This window comes from Pseudogemmobacter bohemicus, from assembly GCF_003290025.1.
Classification (GTDB): Bacteria; Pseudomonadota; Alphaproteobacteria; order Rhodobacterales; family Rhodobacteraceae; genus Pseudogemmobacter; species Pseudogemmobacter bohemicus.
In genome coordinates this window covers 142,053-162,467 of record NZ_QNHG01000002.1, presented here as the reverse complement: position 1 = coordinate 162,467, position 20,415 = coordinate 142,053, and the positions used below count along the sequence as shown (strand labels likewise).

Here is a 20,415-nt window from a genome sequence, read left to right as displayed (position 1 = left end):
GGGACCGCATCGCCCCGCGCCCGATATGAAAGCCGATACGCAATCAGTTCCTCCCGCCGACCCGTCCGCATCGCAGGATGCGGCCTCCCCCGTTTCGGCTGAAAATTCCGGGGCCGGCAAGCCGGCAGATACCCGGGCAGAGATATATCCCACAATCATATCATAGTGAATGAATTTTTTTACGGACACCGTAAATTATTTCATGTAATCTTACAGGGGCAGGCTCGGGCGCCGACAAGGTGCCCTGCTTGGGCAGGCGTCGCGATATCCCGCGCGCCCGGTCGCGATGCGGCAATTCGGCCAAAAGCGGAATCGCACGCCAGCCAGCATATATATTCTATAAAATCAATATATTGATATCGGGTTATGCTGTGTTGCAGCAAGAATCGGATGCCGTTGCAGCATCGCCGGAAAGTCTTCGCTGCGCCGGCATTGGTGGCGGGGAATCGGCCCTGCCACACCCTGGCTTCGCGGAAATTTCAAACCCGGTGCCTGCCTGGTTTCATATCTTACTTGACGGATTAAATACCACTATAATATCACAGGACCGCAGACGAAAGCGAAAGTCCCCTGGTCCAAAGCCAGCGCGTTGAGGAGCGTGACACCCGGGACCGTCGCAAGGTGAGGAGTAAAAGTCATGCCCATGGACGTTCTGGCCCCCGCCGCCGGCGGCCATGCAAGCTGTGCCAGCCGCAAGACAGCGCGCCGGTCTGTGCCCCTCTCAGACACCACTTTCCCGGGAACCAGAACATGAGCCAAAGCCTGGAAACTGCCGCCACCGCCCCGCGGAAAGAGGCCCGTCGCCTCTATTGGATCGGCGGCGCCGTCCTGGCGGTGATCGCCGCGATTGCGCTGGATACCACGGTTGTGAAGGTCGGTTCCGATGCGGATACCCGCCAGCAGGCCTTTTCCCCGGACACATATGGCCAGGGGGAATTTCCCCGCATCCAGGAATTCGTGATCGCGAAGGCGGTTGACGCGGTGACGCTCGCCCAGGCGGTTCAGGCCGATAAGGCGGCGGCGTCAAAGGAATATGGCACCCCCGCCACCACCGGCGTGGTGATGATGGTGACATTCACCGGCACCGCCGGTGAGGCGAAGTCGGGCGTCTATGAGATGACGGTCGCCGGCATGCCCGAAGGCGTCAGCATCCGCCTGCAGACCGGCCCGGCGATCAACGGCACCGATCTGCGCGATGCGCCCGGCGATATCGAATTCGGCAAGTTCAAGAACCAGATCGAGTATCAGGATGCCGGCTCGGCCATCAACCGCGCGATGAAAGCGGTGGTGCTTGACGGGATCGACACCGCGAACCTGACCGGCAAGACGCTGGAGGTCACCGGCGCCTTCACCCTTATCAATCCGAAAGCCTGGCGCGTGACTCCGGTTGCGGTGACGGTGCAGTGATGAGCAGCCCCTCCGAGACCCCCGATGCCGTCGAAGTGGTTCTCGCCGCGCGCCATGTGGCGAAATCCTACGGTGCGGTCCATGCGCTGAAAGGTGTGAATTTCGACATCCATCGCGGCCAGGTCACCACGCTTTTCGGCGAGAACGGTGCCGGCAAATCAACGCTGATGAAGATCCTCTCGGGCGTCATCCAGCCCAGTGCGGGTGAGATCATCCTCGACGGCAAGGCGGTGCATTTCCAGGACTCGACCCATGCGCGCGACCTGGGGATTTCGATCATCCACCAGGAGCTGAGTTTGGCCCCGAACCTCTCGGTGCGCGACAACATCTTTATGGGCCGCGAGATCAAAGGCCCGACCGGTGTGAATTTCTCCGAGGAAGAGCGCCAGGCCCGCAAGCTGATGCAAGAGCTGGAGCAGGATATCGACCCGCTTACCCCGGTCGAGGATCTGCGCCTTGGCCAGCAACAGATCGTCGAGATCGCACGGGCGCTGTCGGTCGACAGCCGCATCCTGATCATGGACGAGCCGACCTCGGCGCTCTCGGCCGCAGAGGTCGAGGTTTTGTTCAAGGTGATCAATGATCTGACCTCGAAAGGGGTCTCCATCGTCTATATCTCGCACCATCTGGAAGAGGCGCTGCAGATCACCGATCACGCCGTGGTGCTGCGCGATGGCGCGATGACCGCCTGGGCGCCGCGCGCCGAGATCGACCTGAACTGGATCGTGCGCAATATGGTCGGCGAGAATTACGACCTCGGCAGCCCGCCCACCGGTTACGATTTCGGCGGGCCGGCGCTTTCGGTGCAGAACATGGTCGTGCCGGATCCGGGCGGCAATGCCTATAACGTGGTCGACAACCTGTCGCTGGATGTGAAAGCGGGCGAGATCGTCTGTATTTACGGGCTGATGGGCGCCGGCCGGACCGAGCTGATGGAGACGCTGGCGGGCCGTTACCGCCAGGCCTCGGGCCGGATCGAGCTGAAGGGCGCGGAAGTCTCGCATCTGACCATCGCCGAGCGGATCGGGCAGGGGCTGGCGCTGGTGCCGGAAGACCGGCAGCGCGACGGGCTGGTGCAGACGATGTCGGTGGGGCAGAACCTGTCCCTGGCTTCTATCGGGGCATTCACACGGGGGATCTTCACCTCGCGCCGCGTGGAAAAGACGCTGGTGGCCGAGTCGATCAGACGGGTGACGGTCAAGACCTCGGGCCCGGATGCGGCGATCGGCTCGCTCTCGGGCGGCAATCAGCAGAAGGTGGTGATCGGCAAGATGATGGCGACCAACCCACAGGTGATCCTGCTGGACGAGCCGTCACGCGGCATCGACATCGGTGCCAAGGCCGAGGTGTTCCGCCTGCTGGCCGAGGGTGCGAAACGCGGGCTCGCCGTGGTCTATACCACTTCGGAAGTCAGCGAGTGCCTGTCAATCGCCCACCGTATCATCGTCATGCACAAAGGCCGTATCACGGCCGAATTCGGCGCTGACGCCACCAAGGAAATGATCATGGCCGCCTCTGGCGAGCAGCATGCAGCCTGACAGCGAAGTCCGGGGAAACAGAACAATGTCCGACACAACCAAAACCGCGGCCCCGAAGGGCGAAGGCGTCAGCCTCGTAAAGCTGCTGCTGGAAGGCCGTGCCTTCTTCGCGCTGATCGCGATCATCGTGGTCTTCTCGCTGCTCAGACCGAATTATTTCACGCTGTCGAACTTCCTGATCATGGCAAGCCAGGTGGCGATCTATGGTCTTCTGGCCATCGGCATGCTGCTGGTGATCCTGAATGGCGGCATCGACCTTTCGGTCGGCTCGATCCTGGCGCTGTGCGGGGTGATTGCCGGCGCGCTGATGCAGGGCGTCGAGATCGAGGCGATGGGCGTCATCCTTTACCCGCCCGTCTGGGCGGTGGTGGTGATCACCTGTGTCGTCGGCGGGCTGGTTGGTGCGGTAAATGGTGTGCTGATCGCCTGGCTCAAGGTGCCTGCCTTCGTCGCCACGCTGGGCGTGATGTATGTGGCGCGGGGTGTGGCGCTTTTGATGACCAACGGGCTGACCTATAACCGGCTGGCGGGCTCGCCCGAGCTGGGCAATACCGGCTTCAAATGGCTGGGATCCGAGCGGATCGCCGGCGTGCCGATCTCGGTTCTGGTGCTGGCCGTCTGCGCGATCATCGCCTGGGCCGTGCTGAGCCGCACCGCATTCGGTCGCTGGCTCTATGCCTCGGGCGGCAATGAGCGCGCGGCGGAACTGTCGGGCGTGCCGGTGAAATTCGTCAAGATCACCGTCTATACGCTGTCGGGTGTGCTCTCGGCGATTGCGGGCCTTGTGCTGTCGTCGCAGCTGACCTCGGCCGGCCCCACTGCGGGCACCACCTATGAGCTGACCGCGATTGCCGCCGTGGTGATCGGTGGCGCGGCGCTGACCGGCGGGCGCGGCACCGTTCTGGGCACCATGCTGGGCGCCTTCGTGATCGGCTTCCTGTCGGCGGGCCTCGTGATCACCGGCGTCTCGTCCTACTGGCAGACCGTCTTCACCGGCGCGGTGATCGTGCTCGCGGTGCTGATGAACTCGATCCAATACGGCAAAGGCGGCAAGAAAGCCTGAGCCTCACGACCTTCGCCCGGGCGGGAGCACTGACCGGGCAAGACCGCAAGACTGCATGCAACCCCTGGGAGGATTACACATGCTTAAACTGACCCACCGCGCGCTGATGGGTGCTGCTGCCGCTCTGCCGATGATGGCTTTCGCCGCATCCGCCGAGGGCCTGATCACCATCATCGTCAATGACCCCGCCAACCCCTACTGGTACACCGAAGGCGAGATCGCCAAGGCGACCGCGGAAGAGCTGGGCTACACCGCCAATGTCTCCTCGCATAAAGGCGACACCAATACCGAAAGCACCCTGGTCGATACCGCCATCACCAATAAATCGGTGGCGATCATTCTCGACCCGGCAAATGCCGACGGCTCGATCGGTGCGGTTCAGAAAGCCGTCGATGCCGGCATCCCGGTCTTCCTCGTGAATGCCGAGATCAACCAGGAAGGTCTGGCCAAAGGTCAGCTCGTCTCGAACAACGCACAGGGCGCGGCTCTGGGCGCCCAGCAATGGGTCGAGGCGGTTGGCGACAAAGGCAACTTCGTCGAGCTGTTCGGCAACCCGGCTGACAACAATGCCGCGACCCGTTCGAACGGCTATGAAACCGTCATCACCCAATATCCGGACCTGGTGAAAGCCGGTCAGGAAGTCGCCAACTGGGACCGCACCCAAGGCTACCAGAAGACCCAGTCGCTGCTGCAGGCCAATCCCGACGTTATCGGCCTGATCGCCGGCAATGACGAAATGGCTCTGGGTGCGGTTGCTGCGCTGAAAGAGGCCGGCAAGCTGGCTCAGGTCAAGGTCGGTGGTTTCGACGGTTCGCCCGATGCGGTCGAGGCGATCAAGGCCGGCGAGCTGCAATATACCGTTCTCCAGCCGGTCGCGATCTTCTCGCGCGAAGCCGTGGTTCAGGCCGACAAGTTCATCAAAACCGGTGAAACCGGCGCGGCCTCGGAAAAGCAGCTGTTCGACTGCCTGCTGATCACTGCGGATAATGTCGACAAATACACCGCTCCCTTCGTTCTGTCGGAGTGATTTCTGCGGGCGGGCCGGTCACCCCGGCCCGCTTTCCGACCGCTCCCTGCCGGTGCCGGTGTTTCCCGGCCCGGCTTCCCTCCGCTTCGCTTGCCGGTTGCTTGCCTTTCAGGTGCAATGCGCTATCCGGCTGACGGGAGGCCTGATATGTCCGAGAATAAATACTGGTCCGATCCCTTGCAGGATCTGAGACCCGACCGGCTGGGGGGGGGTGATGCCATTCCCTCTGACAGCCGCCATGCCCGCCAGATCGCGCGGCGGCAACTGATTGCGGAAACGGTGATCGCCGAGGGTTCGATGCGGATCGAGGATCTGACCTCGCGCTTCGGGATCAGCCTGATGACGGCGCATCGCGACCTGGACGACCTGGCCGGGCGCGGGCTTTTGCGCAAGATGCGCGGTGTGGTTTCCGCCGCGCCGACCAGCCTGATCGAGGCCTCGGATGTCTGGCGCACCGCCCGCCAGGGGGCCGAGAAACGCGCCATCGCCGCCATGGCGGCGGCCGAGCTGGAGCCGGGGCAGGCCTCGTTCTTCGATGACAGCACCACCGTGTTCGAGATGGTGCCGCATCTGACCACCCGCGTGCCGCTGACCGCGATCACCAATTCGCTGACGCTGATGAATGCGCTGCGGGCGACGCCCGATGTCACGCTGCTGGGCCTGGGCGGTCAGCTGCACAATTGGTGCAACGCCTTTCTGGGGCCGGTGACCACCACCAGCATCCGCGATCTGCGGGTTGATCTGGCCTTCATGTCCACCGCCGCGATCACCGATGGCCAGGCCTTTCACCAAAGCCCGGAAATGGCCGAGATCAAACGCGCCATGCTTGATTGCGCTGATCGCAGGATCCTGCTGGCCGACAATTCGAAATTCACCCGCCGCGCGCTGCACGCGATGGCCAGCCTGCGCGACTTTGATCTGGTGATCGTGGATGACGGGCTGGATCCGGGCCTTGCCAGCCAGCTTCTGCGCGAAGGGGTGCGGCTGAAACTCGCGCCGCTGAGTGCCGAGGATGTGGTGACGTAACATTACTTGATGTGAAGTTAACAATATGAGACGGTGATTTCCGGAGAACCGCACGTCCCGTGCGGATGGGAGATCTGTTTCATGCGCGAGCGCGGTCCCTGCCTCTTAGGCATCGACAATGGGCTGACGGTGACCAAGGCGGTGGTGTTCGACGCCAGGGGGCGCCCGCTTGCCGTGGCGCGGCGGCGCCTGCCGCAGTTGATGCCCCGCCCGCGCCATGTCGAACGCGATATGAACCAGCTCTGGGCGGCGACGGCCGAGGCGATCTCTGAGGCGCTGGCGGTTTCGGGTCGCGCAGAGGATATCGCGGCGGTGGCCGCGACCGCGCATGGGGACGGGCTCTATCTGCTCGATCAGGACGGGGCCGCGCTTGGGCCCGGGGTGCTCTCGCTCGACAGCCGGGCGGCGGAGCAGGTGGCCAAGTGGGAGGCAAGCGGCATCTCGGCCCGCGCGCTGGAGCTGTCGGGCCAGATGCCACATGCCTCGGCCCCGACCGCTTTGCTGGCCTGGATCCGGATCCACGAGCCGGAACGCTTCGCAAAAATCGGCCATATCCTCGCCTGCAAGGACTGGCTGCGCTATTGTCTCTCGGGCGTGATCGGCACCGATCTGACCGAGGCGAGCACCTGTTTCACCAATGTGCAGACCCAGGACTATGACCCCGGGATCCTGCGCCTTTTCGGGCTTGAGGCGCTGGCCCATGCGCTGCCGCCGGTCTCGCTGCCCGACGCCGTGGTCGGTCATGTGACCGAGGCCGCCTCACGTCTGACCGGGCTGCGCGAAGGCACGCCGGTGGTCGCCGGGCTGCATGATGTGACGGCTTCGGCGCTTGGAATCGGCGGGCATGGCGCGGGGCGGGTGGCGATTGTCGCCGGCACCTATTCGATCAATGAAACCGTCTCGAATATGGCCAAAACCGACCCGCGCTGGTTCTGCCGCAATGGGCTGAGGAAGGGCGAGTGGAACAATATGTCGATCTCGCCGGCCTCGGCCGCGAATTATGACTGGTTCCTTGATACGCTTTGCGGCGATGACCGGGCAAAGGCCGAGGCAGCGGGCGAGAGCTTTCACGCCCTGATCACGCCCGGGATCGAGGCGGCTTTCCAGCGCCCTTCGACGCTGATGTTCCACCCCTATCTTTTCGGCTCGCCGCATGGTGCCGGGGCCTCGGCCAGCTTCCTTGGGCTCAGGGGCTGGCATGACCGGGGGGATATGCTGCGGGCGGTGATCGAGGGGATCGCCTTCAACCACCGCATCCATGTCGATGCCCTGCGCGACGGCTTCCGGCCCGAGACCGCGATGCTGACCGGCGGCATTTCCCGCAACCCGCTTTTCGCCCAGGTCTTCGCCGATGTGCTGGATATGGCCGTTACCGTCACCGCGACCGAAGAGCCCGCCGCCTGGGCTGCGGCGCTTTGCGCGGGTTCGGGCGTGGGGCTGTTCGACAGCCCGACCGCTGATCCGCGCGACCTGGCCGCACTGGGCAAGACCTGGCAGCCCGACCCGGCTCGCAGCCGCGAAATGGCCGGGCGTTACCGGCTGCATTGCGATCTGGCGGCGTCGCTGGCGTCGCTCTGGCCGCAGCTGGAAGCGCTGGCATGAGCGCGACCAGACGCCGCGACGAGATCGCCGCCCTGGTGATCGAAAAGGGCGAGGTCCGGATCGACGATCTGGTCCAGGCCTTCGGCGTTTCGCGCATGACCATCCATCGCCATGTCGAAGACCTCGCCCGCCAGGGGGTGCTCAGGAAACTGCATGGCGCGGTCTCGGCCCAGCCTTCGGGTGTCTATGAAAGCCATATCGCCTGGCGCGAGACCCATGCGGCCCGGGCCAAGGCGGCGCTTGCCCGCGCAGCCATGGCCGAAATCCAGCCGGGCCAGGCGGTGATCCTTGACGATTCCACCACGGTCGCGGCCATCGGCCCGCATCTGGCGAGGATCGACCCGCTGACGGTGATCACCAACAGCCTTGGCATGATGCAACGCCTTGCCGGGCCAGAGGGGCCGGCGCTGATCGCGCTCGGCGGCGATTACCACCCGACCTACAATGCCTTCATCGGCCATCTGTGCGAGACCGCGCTGGCGGGGCTGCATGCGAACCTCGTGATCTGTTCGGCCTCGGGGGCGAGCGGGGCGACCGCGCTGATCCAGGACGCACGGGCGGTGCGGGTCAAACAGGCGATGATGAAGGCGGCGGCGCGGCGTGTCCTGCTGCTTGACCATACCAAATTCGGCAAACTGGCGCTGCACCGCTTTGCGGATCTGACTGAATTCGATGCGGTCTATGTCGACCGTGGCCTTCCCGATGACACCGGGCGCGATTTGCGCGCGGCGGGTGTTCCCCTGATCCTGGTGGATGAGAATGACTGATATACAAGATATTGACGTGCTGATCCTTGGTGCCGGCGTGAATGGCGCGGGCACCTTCCGCGATCTGGCGGAACAGGGGGTCAGCGTGGTGATCGCCGATAAGGGCGATTTCAGCTCTGGCACTTCCGCCGCGCCGTCGCGGCTGATTCATGGCGGCATCAAATATCTGGAAACGGGTGAGTTCCGCCTGGTCGCGCAATCAACGCTGGAGCGCAATCTCCTGCTGCGGAACGCGCCGCATGTGGTGCATCCGCTGCATACGGTGATCCCGATTTTCTCCTGGTTCAAAGGCATCCCGGCGGCGATCCGGACGCTGTTCGGATCGACCACGGCGCCCCGTTCGCGCGGGGCCGTGCTGATGAAGATCGGCCTCAGCCTTTACGACTTTTACGGTGCGAAACGGCGGGTGATGCCAAAGCACAGCCTCTGGTCCAAAAAACGCGCGTTGCGGGAAATTCCGCCCCTGACGCCGAAGATCGTTGCCGCAGGCACCTATTATGACGCGACCGTCCGGATGCCCGAGCGGCTGGTGCTGGAACTCCTGATGGATGGCAAGGGCGCCAATCCAGGGGCAGAGGTGCTGAACCATACCACCGGCCTTGCCGCCCAGGGCGATGTGATCCGGCTGACCGATGCGACCGGCGGTGAACGCGCCTTCCGCCCGAAGATCGTGCTGAATGCGGGGGGGCCGTGGATCGACCGGGTCAATGCGCAGCTGGGTCTGGAGACGAAGCTGATCGGCGGCACCAAGGGCTCGCATATCCTGCTGGATCATCCCGGGGTGATTGCCGCGCTGAAAGGAAGGATGATCTATTTCGAGGCCGATGACGGGCGGATTTGCCTTGTGTTCGACTATCTCGGCCGGGCGCTGGTGGGATCGACCGATATCCGGGCGGCCGATCCGGATGATGTGCGCTGCGAAGAGGATGAGATCGACTATTTCATGCAGGCTATTGCTTCGCTTCTGCCGGGGCTCTCGTTCTCGAAGGATCAGATCGTCTATGCCTATGCCGGAATCCGGCCGCTTCCGGCTTCGGATGCGGCTAATCCCGGGCTGATCAGCCGCGACCATTCGGCGCCGGTGATTGAGGCCGAGGGCGCCAGGACCTGGCCGGTGATCTCGCTGGTCGGCGGCAAATGGACCACTTTCCGGGGCTTCTCGGAAGAGGTGGCGGATGTGGTGCTGAAACGGCTGGGGGTTGCCCGGAAAGTGTCAACCCAGGACCTCGCCATTGGGGGCGGGCGCGATTATCCGGCTGATCAGGCGGGCTGGATTGCCCAGGTCGCGGGTGAAACCGGCGCCGGCCAGGGCCGGGTCAGGACGCTGTTCGCCCGGTACGGCACCACGGCGCGGGATGTGGCAAAGGCGGAAGGGCCGCGTCCGATCACGCTTTCCGATGCGCCGGGTTACAGCTTGCAGGAACTCGGCTGGATCATCCGCAATGAACAGGTTGTGCATCTGGAGGATCTGGTCAAACGCCGCACCGCGCTGTCTGTCACCGGCATTCTGACCGATGCGAGCCTTGAACAGGCCGCCGGCGTGGCTGCCGCCGCGCTCAATTGGGACGAGGCGCGGCGGAGCCAGGAGATCGCGCGGGCGCGGGAGGGTCTGAAATCCCGCAACCGCCTGCGGCTGAAATGATCAGCCGCCCAAATCAGCCTCTGATCATCAGCCCTTGATCCGGGCTTCGAGGTCGCGCATCGCCTTGACGGCTTCTGCAGCCTCGGCGCCTTTCTTGACGAAATGCGCGTGGTAGAAGCCTTCCAGCACCTCGACCGGCTGGAAGTTGTGCGGCGTCAGCGAGACGGAATAGACCGGCACCTCGGTCTCAAGCCCGACCTGCACCAGCCCGTCAACCACCGCACCGGCGACGAAATCATGGCGGTAGATGCCGCCATCGACCACCAGCGCCGCAACCACGATGCCCTCATATTTGCCGGTTTTCGCGAGTTTCTTCGCCACCAGCGGCGCCTCCAGCGCGCCGGGCACGTCGAAGACGTCGATCTCGGTGCCCGGGAGCACCTTGGCCGCGCGATCGGAAAAGCCTTTCAGCGCCTGATCGACGATCTCGGCATGCCAGCGGGCGCGGATAAACGCGATGCGCAGCGATTTGGAGGAGGATTTCTTAGCCATTTCGGAACCTATCCGTTGAGTTAACGTTTTCGGCCCCAGAGCAATCTCCCATCTGACAGACCGGCCAAGCCGGATTCCCATCAGACAGGTTCTCTTTCATCCGGACTATACCGTCGGCCCCGGAATTTCACCGGATCTGCTGACCCTTTCCTTTGGGGAAAGGCGCTCGCGGGCTATAACCGCCGGTGGGGAATCTCGCCCCGCCCTGAGAACACCCAAGGGCTAACATGACAGAAAATATGAAATCAAGGCCCCCGCTGCGCATGCCCGCTCTTGTGATCCGGACAGGAACAAATAAGCATTGCCGCCAAAGGAAGGGGAACGCGGTCAGTCGGATACAGCTTTGTCTGATTGACTAATCGAACCGGACAGTTCAGTTAAGTGCGGTTCGCGACCGGGATATTGCCGGCTTTCGACCGAACCGCGCCAGCAGGAGTAACCGATGATCAAGCGGCTCATTATTGCAGTCATTCTTTTGGGTCTCATTGTCGGCGGGATCGTCTATTTCAAATTCTTCCGCGATCAGATGATTGCGCAATTCCTGGGGGGCATGGTGCCGCCTCCGGTGGCGGTCAATGCCGAGCCGGTCGGGCCGGTGACATGGGAGCCGGGGATCGACGCCATCGGCACTTCGCTGTCACGCCAGGGCGTTGATCTGGCGATTGAAAGCGGCGGGCTGGTGCGCGCGGTGCATTTCGCGGCCAATGACAGGGTGACCGAGCGTCAGCCGATGATCCTGATCGACGATGACAGTGAAAAGGCGCAGCTCGGCGCAGCTCAGGCCGGGCTGAAAGTGGCGCGTGCCGAGGAAAGCCGCGCCCGCACCCTGTCGGATCGCGGTGTCGGCGCTGCGACCACGCTGGAAAGCGCCGAGGCCCAGGTCGAAAGCGCCGCCGCCCAGGTGGCGCTGGCCCAGACGGCGCTGGACCGCAAGACGCTGACCGCGCCCTTTGCCGGCGTGATCGGCATTCCGCAGGTCGAGGTCGGGCAATATGTCTCGGCCGGGCAAATCTATGCGACGCTGCAGGATCTGACCAGAATGCGGGTCGATTTTTCGGTTCCGGAACAACAGCTTGCCGCCTTGCAAATGGGCGGCGCGGTGACGGTGACCACCGAGGTCGGCGATTTCTCGGCCACCGGCACCATTATCGGGATCGAGCCGCGCGTCGATCCGAATACGCGGATGGTCTCGGTCCGGGCCGAGGTCGAGAACCTCTCGGGCCAGCTGGTGCCGGGGCAGTTCCTGCGGGTGCGCATCTCGCTGCCGAAAGAGGAAGGCGTGATCGCGGTGCCGCAAACCGCTGTCACCTCTTCGCTTTACGGCGATACGATCTATGTGATCCGTCCCGGCGAGACTGCCGGGGAACAAAAGGCCGAACAGATCTTTGTGAAAATCGGCCGCCGCTCGGGCGGGCGTATCGAGGTGACCGAGGGCATCAAAGCGGGCGATCTGATCGTGACTTCGGGCCAGAACCGTCTGACCTCGGGCGCGCGGGTGAAAGTCGACAACTCGGTTGATCTGACGCCCAAAGCCGAAACCCAGGCAGAGTGAGGGGGCAGGATGCATTTTTCAGAAATCTTCATCCGACGCCCGGTCCTTTCCACGGTCCTTGGTGCGATGATCCTGTTCATCGGCCTCGTCTCGGTGCTGAACCTGCCGGTCCGGGAATATCCCGAGGTCGAGGAATCGGTGATCACCATCTCGACGGTCTATGCCGGCGCCGATGCCGAGCTGATCCAGGGCTTCATCACCTCGCCCATCGCGGCGGCGGTTTCGACCACGGAAAACGTCGATTACATCACCAGCGCGTCGCGGCAATCATCCTCGACGGTGACGGTGCAGATGAAACTGGGCGCCGATCCGGACGTGGCGCTGACCGAGGTGATGTCCAAGGTCAACCAGGTGCGCGGCCAGCTGCCCACCGAGGCTGATGACCCGGTGATCCTGAAAGGCACCGGCCAGACCTTCGCGCTGATGTATCTGGCGGTGCTGAACCCCAATATGACGCCCGAACAGCTGAACGAATATCTGGAACGCGTGGTCAGCCCGCGCGTAACCAATATTCAGGGCGTGGCACAGATGGAGATCCTGGGCGGCCAGGAATTCACCATGCGCGTCTGGCTGGATCCGCTGAAACTCTCGTCGCGCGGGGTGACCGCGGCCGAGGTGCTGGCGGCGATCCGTTCATCGAACTTCCTTTCGGCGCCGGGCAAGACGAAGAACGATTATTTCGTCTATTCGCTGACGCTGGCCTCGACGCTGCAGGATGCCGAGGCCTTTGGCGAATTGCCGCTGGTCGAGGGGAAGAATGGCGTGGTCCGTCTGCGCGACGTGGCAACGATCGAGCTTTCCTCGGGGGAGCCGGAAGGCATCGTGACCTTCAAGGGTCAGCCCGGCACCTTTATCGGCATCATCCCGGCTCCGGGTGAGAACCAGCTTGATGTGGCCTCGAATGTGCTGGCGGAACTGCCGGACCTGCAGGCGACCCTGCCCGAGGGGATGCAGATCACCCTGGTCTATGACAGCACCGAAACCATCGCGGCCTCGATTGAGGAAGTGTTCAAGACCATCGCCGAGGCGGTGGTGATCGTGGTGGTGGTGATCCTGCTGTTCCTCGGCTCGTTCCGTTCGGTGCTGATGCCGATCGTGACCATTCCGCTGTCGCTGATCGGCGTCTGCGCGGTCATGCTGGCGCTTGGCTATTCGATCAACCTCCTGACGCTGCTGGCAATGGTTCTGGCCATCGGGCTGGTGGTGGATGACGCCATCGTGGTGGTGGAAAACATCCACCGCCATATCGATGAGGGGCTGTCGCCGCCAAAGGCCGCGATTCTCGGGATGAAGGAAATCACCGGCCCGGTGGTCGCGATGACGATCACCCTGGCAGCCGTGCTGGCGCCGCTGGCCTTTACCGGCGGCCTGACCGGCTCGCTTTTCGCGGAGTTTGCGCTGACGCTGGCGGGATCGGTGATCATTTCCGGCATTGTCGCCCTGACGATCACGCCCACCATGTCCGCGCGCCTGCTGACGCATGGCGAGCCGGGGCGGTTCCAGCGGATCGTCGACAAGACCCTGAACGGTGTCTCGAACTGGTATGAGCGGCGGATTTCCTCTTCGCTGGATTACCGGCCCGTGACTTTCCTGATGGTGGTCTCGCTTTTGGGCGCGACCGGCTTCATGGTGGTGAACACCTCGTCGGAACTGGCGCCCGAGGAAGACAGCGGCGCGCTTTTCGCCCTGATGAATGCGCCGCGCTATGCGACGCTGGATTACACCCAGGCTTTTGCAACCGAGATCACCAAACGCACCAAGGATATTCCCGAGGTCGAGACCTATTTCTCGGTTGCGGGCATGGGAACGCCGGATACCGGCTTCTATATCTGGGTGCTGAAGAAATGGGCCGACCGCACGCGCAGCCAGGCAGAGATCAAGCAGGAGATCCAGGGTGTTCTCGACAATGCGCCGGGGATGCAAAGCTTCGTCTTCGCGCCGCCCTCGCTGCCGGGGGCGGGGGGTGGTCTGCCGATCTCGATGATCCTGCAATCCATCCATGACCCCGAACGCGTGGTCGAAATCGCGGATGAGGTCTATCAGAAAGCGATGCAGACCGGGCTCTTCATCGTGGTGCAGAACTCGATGTCCTTTGACGCGCCGCAGGTGCGGGTGACCATCGACCGCGACCGTGCGGCCAATCTGGGCGTCTCGGTCTCGGATATCGGCACCACGCTGGGTCTGCTGGTTGGCGGCGGCGCGGTGGCGCAGTTCGACCGCGATTCGAACAGCTATGACATCGTGACCCAGGTGCCCGCCGACTGGCGTGACAACCCGGAACGGCTGAACGATTTCTTCGTGCGGTCTTCCTCGGGGGCGATGCTGCCTTTGTCGGCGGTGATCACCCTGAATCCCGGCGTTGCCGCCTCGTCCATCGAGCAGTTCAACCAGCTGAACTCGGCGACCATCTCGGCCATGCCGATGCCGGGCGTTGCCACCGGAACCGCGCTGGCAAAGCTGGAGGAGATTGCCGCCGAAGTGCTGCCCGACGGGTTCTTCATTGACTATTCCGGCCAGTCGCGGCTGGAAAAGACCGAGGGCAATACGATCATGCTGGCCTTTGGCGCGGCAATCATCGTGATCTACCTGGTGCTGGCGGCCCAGTTCGAGAGCTTCCGCGACCCGTTCATCATTATGATGTCGGTGCCGCTCTCGATCTTCGGCGCGCTTCTGCCGCTTTACATGGGGGCGAGCACGCTGAACATCTATACCCAGGTGGGTCTGATCACGCTGATAGGCCTGATCACGAAACACGGGATTCTGATGGTGGAATTCGCCAATCAGCAGCGCGAGGATCACGGGCTTTCGCGGCGCGCGGCCATCGTGGCGGCGGCAAAGACCCGGCTCAGGCCGATCCTGATGACCACTGCCGCCATGGCGCTGGCCGTGGTGCCGCTGATCATCGCCGAGGGCGCGGGCGCTGCGGCCCGTCAGGCCATGGGTCTGGTGATCTTCACCGGGCTCCTGGTCGGGACGCTGTTCACCCTGTTCGTGGTGCCGATGTTCTACACGCTGATCTCGCGTTCGGATGCGTCTTTCGCGCTGCATAAACGGCAGGTCGAGCAGCAGTTCGGTGCCTCTTCCGCGCATTGATCCGGCGCTGGAAGGATTGAAAGGAGGGCCCCGGCCCTCCTTTTTCTTTGCGGCAGTGAAGCGCAACTAATTAATCCGCAATCTGCCGCAATCGGCTGTCGCGCATAAAGCCTTTATATTTCAGTTGGTTAGGCTGTTTGATTGCAGCGCAATTGGTTACACTGCCGCAATCTGTAAGCTATTGATTTTGCTCAATGTGGTGTCGGCCTGTAACCCTAGCTGTCACCTTTTATTGAGGGTTCTTTCGCCTCTTCAGCGGCTTCCTTCGCGAGCATCTGGCCGTTCTCTTTAGCGATTTCCTTCAACTGGCGCGTGGCAGCGTCAGCCTCTTCTTGCGACATTCCCTTGGTGAACTCACCGCCTGCACTGTGGATGACATGCAAGCGGTGAACAATTACACCAACCTTTTCCGATCCGAGCCGACCACGACTTTCTGCGTTTTCACCTAGGTCACGGAGCAGAGCAGCAATCACCTCAGAGACGGTTTGGGGATCGACCGCGCGCATGGCCTCAATAACCGCCCGTTCGTCTCTCGTCTCTACACTCCGGTTTAGCCGAAAGTTCCCGGTAAGCGCACGATTGAACTCAAATTCGTTACGGACCTCTCCGCTAAGAAGATAGTCGTCAGACAGTCCTAGGCGCTGAGAAATGGCCCTGATCATCGCCCGCTTAGGCATCGTTCTGCCAGTTTCGTAGTTTGCCAACGCCGCCCGCGTAAGACCGATCTCCTGCGCAAACTCTTCCTGACTCTGATCGCCACGGAGCTGCCGCAGGCGCAACCCTAGCTCACGTTTCTGATCTTGTGTTGACATGTGCTGTTGTGCTGATATTGTGCTGATGATGTGACAAGCCTACACGGATCAGTAAGAATGTCAAAGCCCCGATCTGGCGTCGTCGAAAGACTATGGAGCGAAGGCAAAACCGTTCGTTCGTGGGCGGCTGAGAACGGATTTTCCTTGAGATCAGTGCGAGCTGTTATATCTGGCCACAATAAGGGAAACTACGGCAAGGCGTTCTTGATCGCGAAAGCCCTAGACCGGGTCGGGCAGAAAAAATGACCCTGCTCACCACATCTGACTTTGCCAAAGCAGCACAGATATCCAGACAATCAGCACATCGTGTGCTTTCAAGTGCTATTCAGGGCAAGCCATGGCGCGGGTTTAACCTGTGCGCCGTGAAGCTTTCTGGGCAGAGTTCGGGTAAAGGCGGCATTGTCTTGGCCGTCGACGTTCCCCGGAGTTCTCCCGCGCTTCGCGGTCTTCTTGGCCTTTCTGAAACCCTGCCTTCAACGACCATTGAAGAGCGCCTTAAAGGCCGTGCCGAACCTTGGCAGATTGACATTGCAGCCGACAAATACCGGGTCATCACGCCTGTCCTTCGGACGCTGCCCGGTTCTCCCGAACGGGCACAAGCGATCCGCGATCTGGCGGCGCTGCCCGCGCACCAGATTGGCAACAGCTGGACTCAGGTGAAGCAGCGGACGCTTTATGACTGGCTCAACGCGGCGGAGGGCGATGTTTCCGGCCTGGTTCCCGGCTCCCGCAGTGATCGCGGGCAGCGGCGGGTGCGGATCAGCCGCGCATGGGACACGGGATGCGGCCTGCCAGAGGATGTGCAGGATCAAATTTCTGGCAAACTGGCCGGGGTCGTGCGTGGCCTTCTGGCGAAGGGGCGCTCCGAACGGAATGTGCGCACTCTCTGCGCGGTCGAGCTTCAAAAGCTGACGGTGGAGGCCGGGGTCGAACTGCCCAAGGCGCAGCTGGCCCAGCTTTGCAAACTCAATGCCAAGTGGAGCGCCCAGTTCTGCGAGATGAAAGCCGTTCACGCCTTCACCGCCGATAACAAGACCTATACCGACAAGCATGAATTCCACGTCAGACGCGGCCTGACGGCTCGCCCGATGGAAGTGCTCATGGGCGATGTTCACACGGTGGACCTGACCATAGCCGAGGCTTTGTCGTCAAAATTCAGTAAGTTGCACGATGTTGCCTTCGATGCCGCTTTGGCGGGCCAGGTCAGTGTCAAGGCGTGGCTGATCGCTTGGATGGACGGTTCCAGCGGCTATATGTGGGCCACGCCGGTGATCACCGCCCCCGGACAGGGTATCACCCAACAGGATGTCGCGTTGTCGCTCTATGAGGTGCTGAGCTGCCCATGGGGCGGGATGCCGGATGAGTTCATGATCGACAACGGCGGCGAGTTCGGCTTTCTGGCCGAATCCGTGATCCGCTTCGCCGCCATGGCCGAGATTTCCGGGCTGGGTGTGGTCAGGTGCCGCCCCTATCACCCCGAGGGCAAGGCACGGATTGAAGGGGCGTTCGGTGTTATCACCCGGGGCTTCATCAGCGCCCTTCCGGGCTACAATGGCGGCAACATACTGAAACCACGCCTGAAATCGCGCGGAAAAGCCGTTGCGTCTTACAATCGTGGCGCGAAGCAATTGGTCGAGGACCTTCACCTCGCCATTGCGCAATACAACGGCACCGCCCAGCAAGGCGATCTGGCCGGTCTATCCCCCAAGGCGATGCTCAGTGACAAGGCCGAGGCGACAGGCTGGCAAGCGCAGCGGATTGACGATCCCGACATGTTCGACCTGGTGTTCAGCCGGGAAGAACGCCGTGACGTTCGCCAGGGCACCATCCTTATTGGCAAACGCAAATATTCAGGGGCTGTTCTGGCTGAACTGATCGGTGAGAAGCAGGTGCCGGTTCTTGTGCCCTGGCGCGATTCGAATGGCCCGATCATCCTGTTCCGGGATGGCATCATTCACCATCTGACGGAGGAAACCTTTGCGCTGAACGACCGCGAAGGCGCGGTTCGGAAATCCGGGATGGTCGGGCTTCAGAAAGCCGAAATCGCCCGACGCAAGGCCACAGCGGCAGAGGTCGATGTGCAGCAGCTGCTGTCAGATGCCGCCGATCTCGGGCCGGTCCAGCACAACGCGCCTGTGAATTGGGGCTTCAATGCCATCGACAAGGGCGGCTTCATCGGCCGCGCCGATCAGCGAGGCGGAAGCCCGCGAACGGCGAAACGAGGAATACCGAGCGATGAATGATGAATACCTGTCCATGAAGCGGGCAGGAAGGCGAGAGGCCGGTGGCGGCATCCACCAAGCCTCTCTGAATGCAACGTGACCTTGGGTAAGGGGCGTCATATGGAAGAAAATGGTAACATCGAAACCGGCGTGGGGGCAATGCTCTCCGAAGTCTGCCGCGAGGTGGCGGAAGGTGCAGGGCTTGCGATCCTTCGTGGCACGGTCGGCATCGGCAAGAGCTATGCCATCAAGCAGGCAATCCCGGAACTTGAAGCGCAGGGCATCGACGTGGTGTTCCTGACCGCCACGGAAACGGTGGCCGGGCAGGTCAATGCCTTCCTGCGCTCGATCCTCGCGCAGTATTATACGGACACTTCGTCCAGCGCCGATGCCGAGGAAGCCATGTGGAGCCTGCTTGCCGGGCGTCCATTCTCGGCTGGCGGACGCAAGGTTCTGCTGATGGTGGACGAGGCGCAGAAGCTGGCGGTGCGTGTGCTGGAAACGATCCGAGACCTTTACGACCGTGGCGATGCTGCGCGCGAAGGCGATCCCGCAGCCCATGCTTTCGGCTGTGTTCTTGTCGGCAACCCGACTTTCATGGGCAAGGGCGGCATCCAGCGCACGGCATCTTTCGAGACGCTGATCAGCCGCCTGACCCACAATATCCGACTCCCTGCACCGAACCGGGCCGAATGCACCGGATTCGCGGTGAGCATCTGGCAGGACGAGGCGCTTGTCCGTGAACTGGCTGATCTCGGCATGGCGAAAGGCAATCTGCGCAGCATGGCAATTGCCGCGCGGCGCGCGGAACAGATCGCAGATGGCGGCACGGTCGCGATTCCGCACCTGCGGCAGGCCATCAAGATGATGGGGGGCAAGTGATGGCGTCTTTGATGATCAAAGTGGAACTGGCGGAAGTTTACGATTCCATTCTGGAATCTCCCACGGGCGCGGTGATGGTCATCCCGGCAACCACATCCAATTTGCAGGAGTTCGGGCGAAATATCCTGAACAGTCTCACCTATACACGCGCCCAGAGACAAGCGCTTCGCTCTGTCCGCGAGGCTGCGGCCTCAAAGGGCATGCGCGATTACATCGACCAATTGATTGAGGATGCGATCGAGGCGGAGCGCATGATGGATGCGGCCTGTCAGTTCATCGGTCGCGCGATCATCACCAGCAATCTGGAACAGAAAGGATCGGTGCAATGACCTTGTTGAATGACCGGATCAATACCGATCAGAGCCATGCAGGCCAGATCGTATTCGTGCCCGTGCCGCGCGCCCAGGCTGAAACCTTTGGCAATGTGCTGGACGAAATGACCCAGGCGCTCGACAGCGCAGCGGGGCTGATGTTCTTCCTCAACAACTTCGCCCGGCATGGTGGCGACATGGGGCGGATCAAGGGCGTGTTCCATCTCGCAGCCCTTGGGCTGGAAACCATCGTTCATCGCGACCGGGACATGTTGCAGGGTCTTGCCGATGCAGTGCTGAAGGCCGCTGGCGTCGAGGAGGAGCGGGCATGACGATCTCCCGGGCACAGATCACCCTCCTGCATGTCGCAAAAGCGAAGCTCGGCTGGGATGATGACCTTTACCGTTCCGCCCTTGTTCGCATTGCGGGCGTTACCAGTTCGACTGAACTGGATCGGGAAGGCTTCGAGGCGATGATGGGCTTCGCAGAATATTGCGGCTTCCGGCCGCTGGCCTCGGGCGCGCCTCGCTATGGCAACCGGCCTGGCATGGCAACATTCGCCCAGCTTGAGCTGATCCGCGAACTCTGGCGTGAGCTTCGCCGCGAACGGATCTGCGATGACGAGGCGTTGATCGGCTGGCTCCGCAAATACCATAAGGTGGACAGCCTGCGCTTTGTCACCCTGGACGCGGCCCGCAAGATCATCACCGCGCTGAAAGCCTGGAAGGCGAGGACCGCCAGGGCGGCATGATCCCAGCGGCAGGTGATCGGAGAGAGGGCGGGCGATTTGCCCGCCCTTGCTCGTTTTGGCGTCCGTCTCAGCACCGCGCCCAAATCCCGCCGGAGAGGCCCGTTGAACGCCATCTTCCGATTTTGGCTACCCGGATACCAAAACAGGACGCAGCCCGTTTAATTTTGCCGGAAACCCATTTAATTTTGCAATTCTGGATCGGGGTGACCGACCTTGCCTTTTTCACGC

At 62.3% G+C, this 20,415-nt stretch carries 18 protein-coding genes and 1 riboswitch; of the genes, 16 read left to right on the top strand and 2 right to left on the bottom strand.

Annotated elements, in window-relative coordinates; genetic code table 11:
• Positions 1–750 precede the first annotated feature (750 nt).
• From DRF71_RS08795 to DRF71_RS08760, 8 genes are all read left to right on the top strand, one after another.
• Entirely contained in the window at positions 751–1,407 is a 657-nt protein-coding gene (locus DRF71_RS08795) for a DUF2291 family protein (RefSeq protein ID WP_112310211.1), read from the top strand.
• Positions 1,407–2,945, top strand: coding sequence for a sugar ABC transporter ATP-binding protein (locus tag DRF71_RS08790; RefSeq protein WP_112310210.1), 1,539 nt, complete (start codon positions 1,407–1,409; stop codon positions 2,943–2,945). Before DRF71_RS08795 ends, DRF71_RS08790 begins: the two co-directional genes overlap by 1 nt.
• Positions 2,946–2,970: 25 nt before the next feature.
• Positions 2,971–4,008 (top strand): ABC transporter permease, encoded by a 1,038-nt coding sequence (locus tag DRF71_RS08785; RefSeq protein WP_112310209.1) that lies wholly within the window; start codon positions 2,971–2,973, stop codon positions 4,006–4,008.
• Between the two features lie 79 nt (positions 4,009–4,087).
• The gene (locus tag DRF71_RS08780; RefSeq protein WP_112310208.1) at positions 4,088–5,035 is read left to right on the top strand and encodes a D-ribose ABC transporter substrate-binding protein; all 948 of its coding nucleotides are present in this window, start codon (positions 4,088–4,090) and stop codon (positions 5,033–5,035) included.
• A gap of 147 nt (positions 5,036–5,182) precedes the next feature.
• Positions 5,183–6,061, top strand: a complete 879-nt coding sequence (locus DRF71_RS08775) for a DeoR/GlpR family DNA-binding transcription regulator (protein WP_112310207.1) — start codon at positions 5,183–5,185, stop codon at positions 6,059–6,061.
• Between the two features lie 81 nt (positions 6,062–6,142).
• On the top strand, positions 6,143–7,663 hold the full coding sequence (locus tag DRF71_RS08770; protein ID WP_112310206.1) for an FGGY-family carbohydrate kinase: 1,521 nt from the start codon (positions 6,143–6,145) through the stop codon (positions 7,661–7,663).
• Positions 7,660–8,430 carry a DeoR/GlpR family DNA-binding transcription regulator gene (locus tag DRF71_RS08765; protein ID WP_112310205.1) on the top strand — a complete coding sequence of 257 codons (771 nt, stop codon included), beginning with the start codon at positions 7,660–7,662 and terminating at the stop codon, positions 8,428–8,430. Before DRF71_RS08770 ends, DRF71_RS08765 begins: the two co-directional genes overlap by 4 nt.
• Positions 8,423–10,072, top strand: a complete 1,650-nt coding sequence (locus tag DRF71_RS08760) for a glycerol-3-phosphate dehydrogenase/oxidase (RefSeq protein WP_112310204.1) — start codon at positions 8,423–8,425, stop codon at positions 10,070–10,072. The genes DRF71_RS08765 and DRF71_RS08760 overlap by 8 nt, the downstream gene beginning before the upstream one ends.
• 27 nt (positions 10,073–10,099) lie before the next feature.
• On the opposite strand, the gene DRF71_RS08755 is transcribed toward DRF71_RS08760, so the two are convergent.
• On the bottom strand, positions 10,100–10,564 hold the full coding sequence (locus DRF71_RS08755; protein WP_112310203.1) for a 6,7-dimethyl-8-ribityllumazine synthase: 465 nt from the start codon (positions 10,562–10,564) through the stop codon (positions 10,100–10,102).
• Between the two features lie 84 nt (positions 10,565–10,648).
• A riboswitch (FMN riboswitch) is annotated at positions 10,649–10,781 on the bottom strand.
• Positions 10,782–11,006: 225 nt separating this feature from the next.
• Between DRF71_RS08755 and DRF71_RS08750 the strand changes: the two genes are divergently transcribed.
• Positions 11,007–12,116 carry an efflux RND transporter periplasmic adaptor subunit gene (locus DRF71_RS08750; RefSeq protein ID WP_112310202.1) on the top strand — a complete coding sequence of 370 codons (1,110 nt, stop codon included), beginning with the start codon at positions 11,007–11,009 and terminating at the stop codon, positions 12,114–12,116.
• Positions 12,117–12,125: 9 nt separating this feature from the next.
• Complete coding sequence (locus tag DRF71_RS08745) at positions 12,126–15,209, top strand: efflux RND transporter permease subunit (RefSeq protein ID WP_112310201.1); 3,084 nt, start codon at positions 12,126–12,128, stop codon at positions 15,207–15,209.
• Between the two features lie 215 nt (positions 15,210–15,424).
• Here DRF71_RS08745 and DRF71_RS08740 read toward each other — a convergent pair whose 3' ends face one another.
• Entirely contained in the window at positions 15,425–16,021 is a 597-nt protein-coding gene (locus DRF71_RS08740) for a helix-turn-helix domain-containing protein (protein WP_112310200.1), read from the bottom strand.
• Positions 16,022–16,078: 57 nt separating this feature from the next.
• Here DRF71_RS08740 and DRF71_RS29380 point away from each other — a divergent pair, with 57 nt between their 5' ends.
• From DRF71_RS29380 to DRF71_RS08710, 6 genes are all read left to right on the top strand, one after another.
• Positions 16,079–16,267 carry a helix-turn-helix domain-containing protein gene (locus DRF71_RS29380; protein WP_112310199.1) on the top strand — a complete coding sequence of 63 codons (189 nt, stop codon included), beginning with the start codon at positions 16,079–16,081 and terminating at the stop codon, positions 16,265–16,267.
• Positions 16,264–18,264: a DDE-type integrase/transposase/recombinase gene (locus tag DRF71_RS08730; RefSeq protein ID WP_112310198.1), complete on the top strand. Its 2,001-nt coding sequence runs from the start codon at positions 16,264–16,266 to the stop codon at positions 18,262–18,264. Before DRF71_RS29380 ends, DRF71_RS08730 begins: the two co-directional genes overlap by 4 nt.
• A 99-nt stretch (positions 18,265–18,363) precedes the next feature.
• Positions 18,364–19,125, top strand: a complete 762-nt coding sequence (locus DRF71_RS08725) for an ATP-binding protein (protein ID WP_112310197.1) — start codon at positions 18,364–18,366, stop codon at positions 19,123–19,125.
• Between the two features lie 11 nt (positions 19,126–19,136).
• Complete coding sequence (locus tag DRF71_RS08720) at positions 19,137–19,454, top strand: hypothetical protein (protein ID WP_157970999.1); 318 nt, start codon at positions 19,137–19,139, stop codon at positions 19,452–19,454.
• Complete coding sequence (locus DRF71_RS08715) at positions 19,451–19,768, top strand: hypothetical protein (protein ID WP_112310195.1); 318 nt, start codon at positions 19,451–19,453, stop codon at positions 19,766–19,768. Before DRF71_RS08720 ends, DRF71_RS08715 begins: the two co-directional genes overlap by 4 nt.
• Positions 19,765–20,187, top strand: a complete 423-nt coding sequence (locus DRF71_RS08710; RefSeq protein WP_112310194.1) for a regulatory protein GemA — start codon at positions 19,765–19,767, stop codon at positions 20,185–20,187. Before DRF71_RS08715 ends, DRF71_RS08710 begins: the two co-directional genes overlap by 4 nt.
• Positions 20,188–20,415: the final 228 nt, after the last annotated feature.

Coding starts and splice junctions, on each gene's coding strand:
- DRF71_RS08795 (WP_112310211.1), top strand. CDS start 751: ATGAGCCAAAGCCTGGAAACTGCCGCCACCGCCCCGCGGAAAGAGGCC.
- DRF71_RS08790 (WP_112310210.1), top strand. CDS start 1,407: ATGAGCAGCCCCTCCGAGACCCCCGATGCCGTCGAAGTGGTTCTCGCC.
- DRF71_RS08785 (WP_112310209.1), top strand. CDS start 2,971: ATGTCCGACACAACCAAAACCGCGGCCCCGAAGGGCGAAGGCGTCAGC.
- DRF71_RS08780 (WP_112310208.1), top strand. CDS start 4,088: ATGCTTAAACTGACCCACCGCGCGCTGATGGGTGCTGCTGCCGCTCTG.
- DRF71_RS08775 (WP_112310207.1), top strand. CDS start 5,183: ATGTCCGAGAATAAATACTGGTCCGATCCCTTGCAGGATCTGAGACCC.
- DRF71_RS08770 (WP_112310206.1), top strand. CDS start 6,143: ATGCGCGAGCGCGGTCCCTGCCTCTTAGGCATCGACAATGGGCTGACG.
- DRF71_RS08765 (WP_112310205.1), top strand. CDS start 7,660: ATGAGCGCGACCAGACGCCGCGACGAGATCGCCGCCCTGGTGATCGAA.
- DRF71_RS08760 (WP_112310204.1), top strand. CDS start 8,423: ATGACTGATATACAAGATATTGACGTGCTGATCCTTGGTGCCGGCGTG.
- DRF71_RS08755 (WP_112310203.1), bottom strand. CDS start 10,564: ATGGCTAAGAAATCCTCCTCCAAATCGCTGCGCATCGCGTTTATCCGC.
- DRF71_RS08750 (WP_112310202.1), top strand. CDS start 11,007: ATGATCAAGCGGCTCATTATTGCAGTCATTCTTTTGGGTCTCATTGTC.
- DRF71_RS08745 (WP_112310201.1), top strand. CDS start 12,126: ATGCATTTTTCAGAAATCTTCATCCGACGCCCGGTCCTTTCCACGGTC.
- DRF71_RS08740 (WP_112310200.1), bottom strand. CDS start 16,021: ATGTCAACACAAGATCAGAAACGTGAGCTAGGGTTGCGCCTGCGGCAG.
- DRF71_RS29380 (WP_112310199.1), top strand. CDS start 16,079: ATGTCAAAGCCCCGATCTGGCGTCGTCGAAAGACTATGGAGCGAAGGC.
- DRF71_RS08730 (WP_112310198.1), top strand. CDS start 16,264: ATGACCCTGCTCACCACATCTGACTTTGCCAAAGCAGCACAGATATCC.
- DRF71_RS08725 (WP_112310197.1), top strand. CDS start 18,364: ATGGAAGAAAATGGTAACATCGAAACCGGCGTGGGGGCAATGCTCTCC.
- DRF71_RS08720 (WP_157970999.1), top strand. CDS start 19,137: ATGATCAAAGTGGAACTGGCGGAAGTTTACGATTCCATTCTGGAATCT.
- DRF71_RS08715 (WP_112310195.1), top strand. CDS start 19,451: ATGACCTTGTTGAATGACCGGATCAATACCGATCAGAGCCATGCAGGC.
- DRF71_RS08710 (WP_112310194.1), top strand. CDS start 19,765: ATGACGATCTCCCGGGCACAGATCACCCTCCTGCATGTCGCAAAAGCG.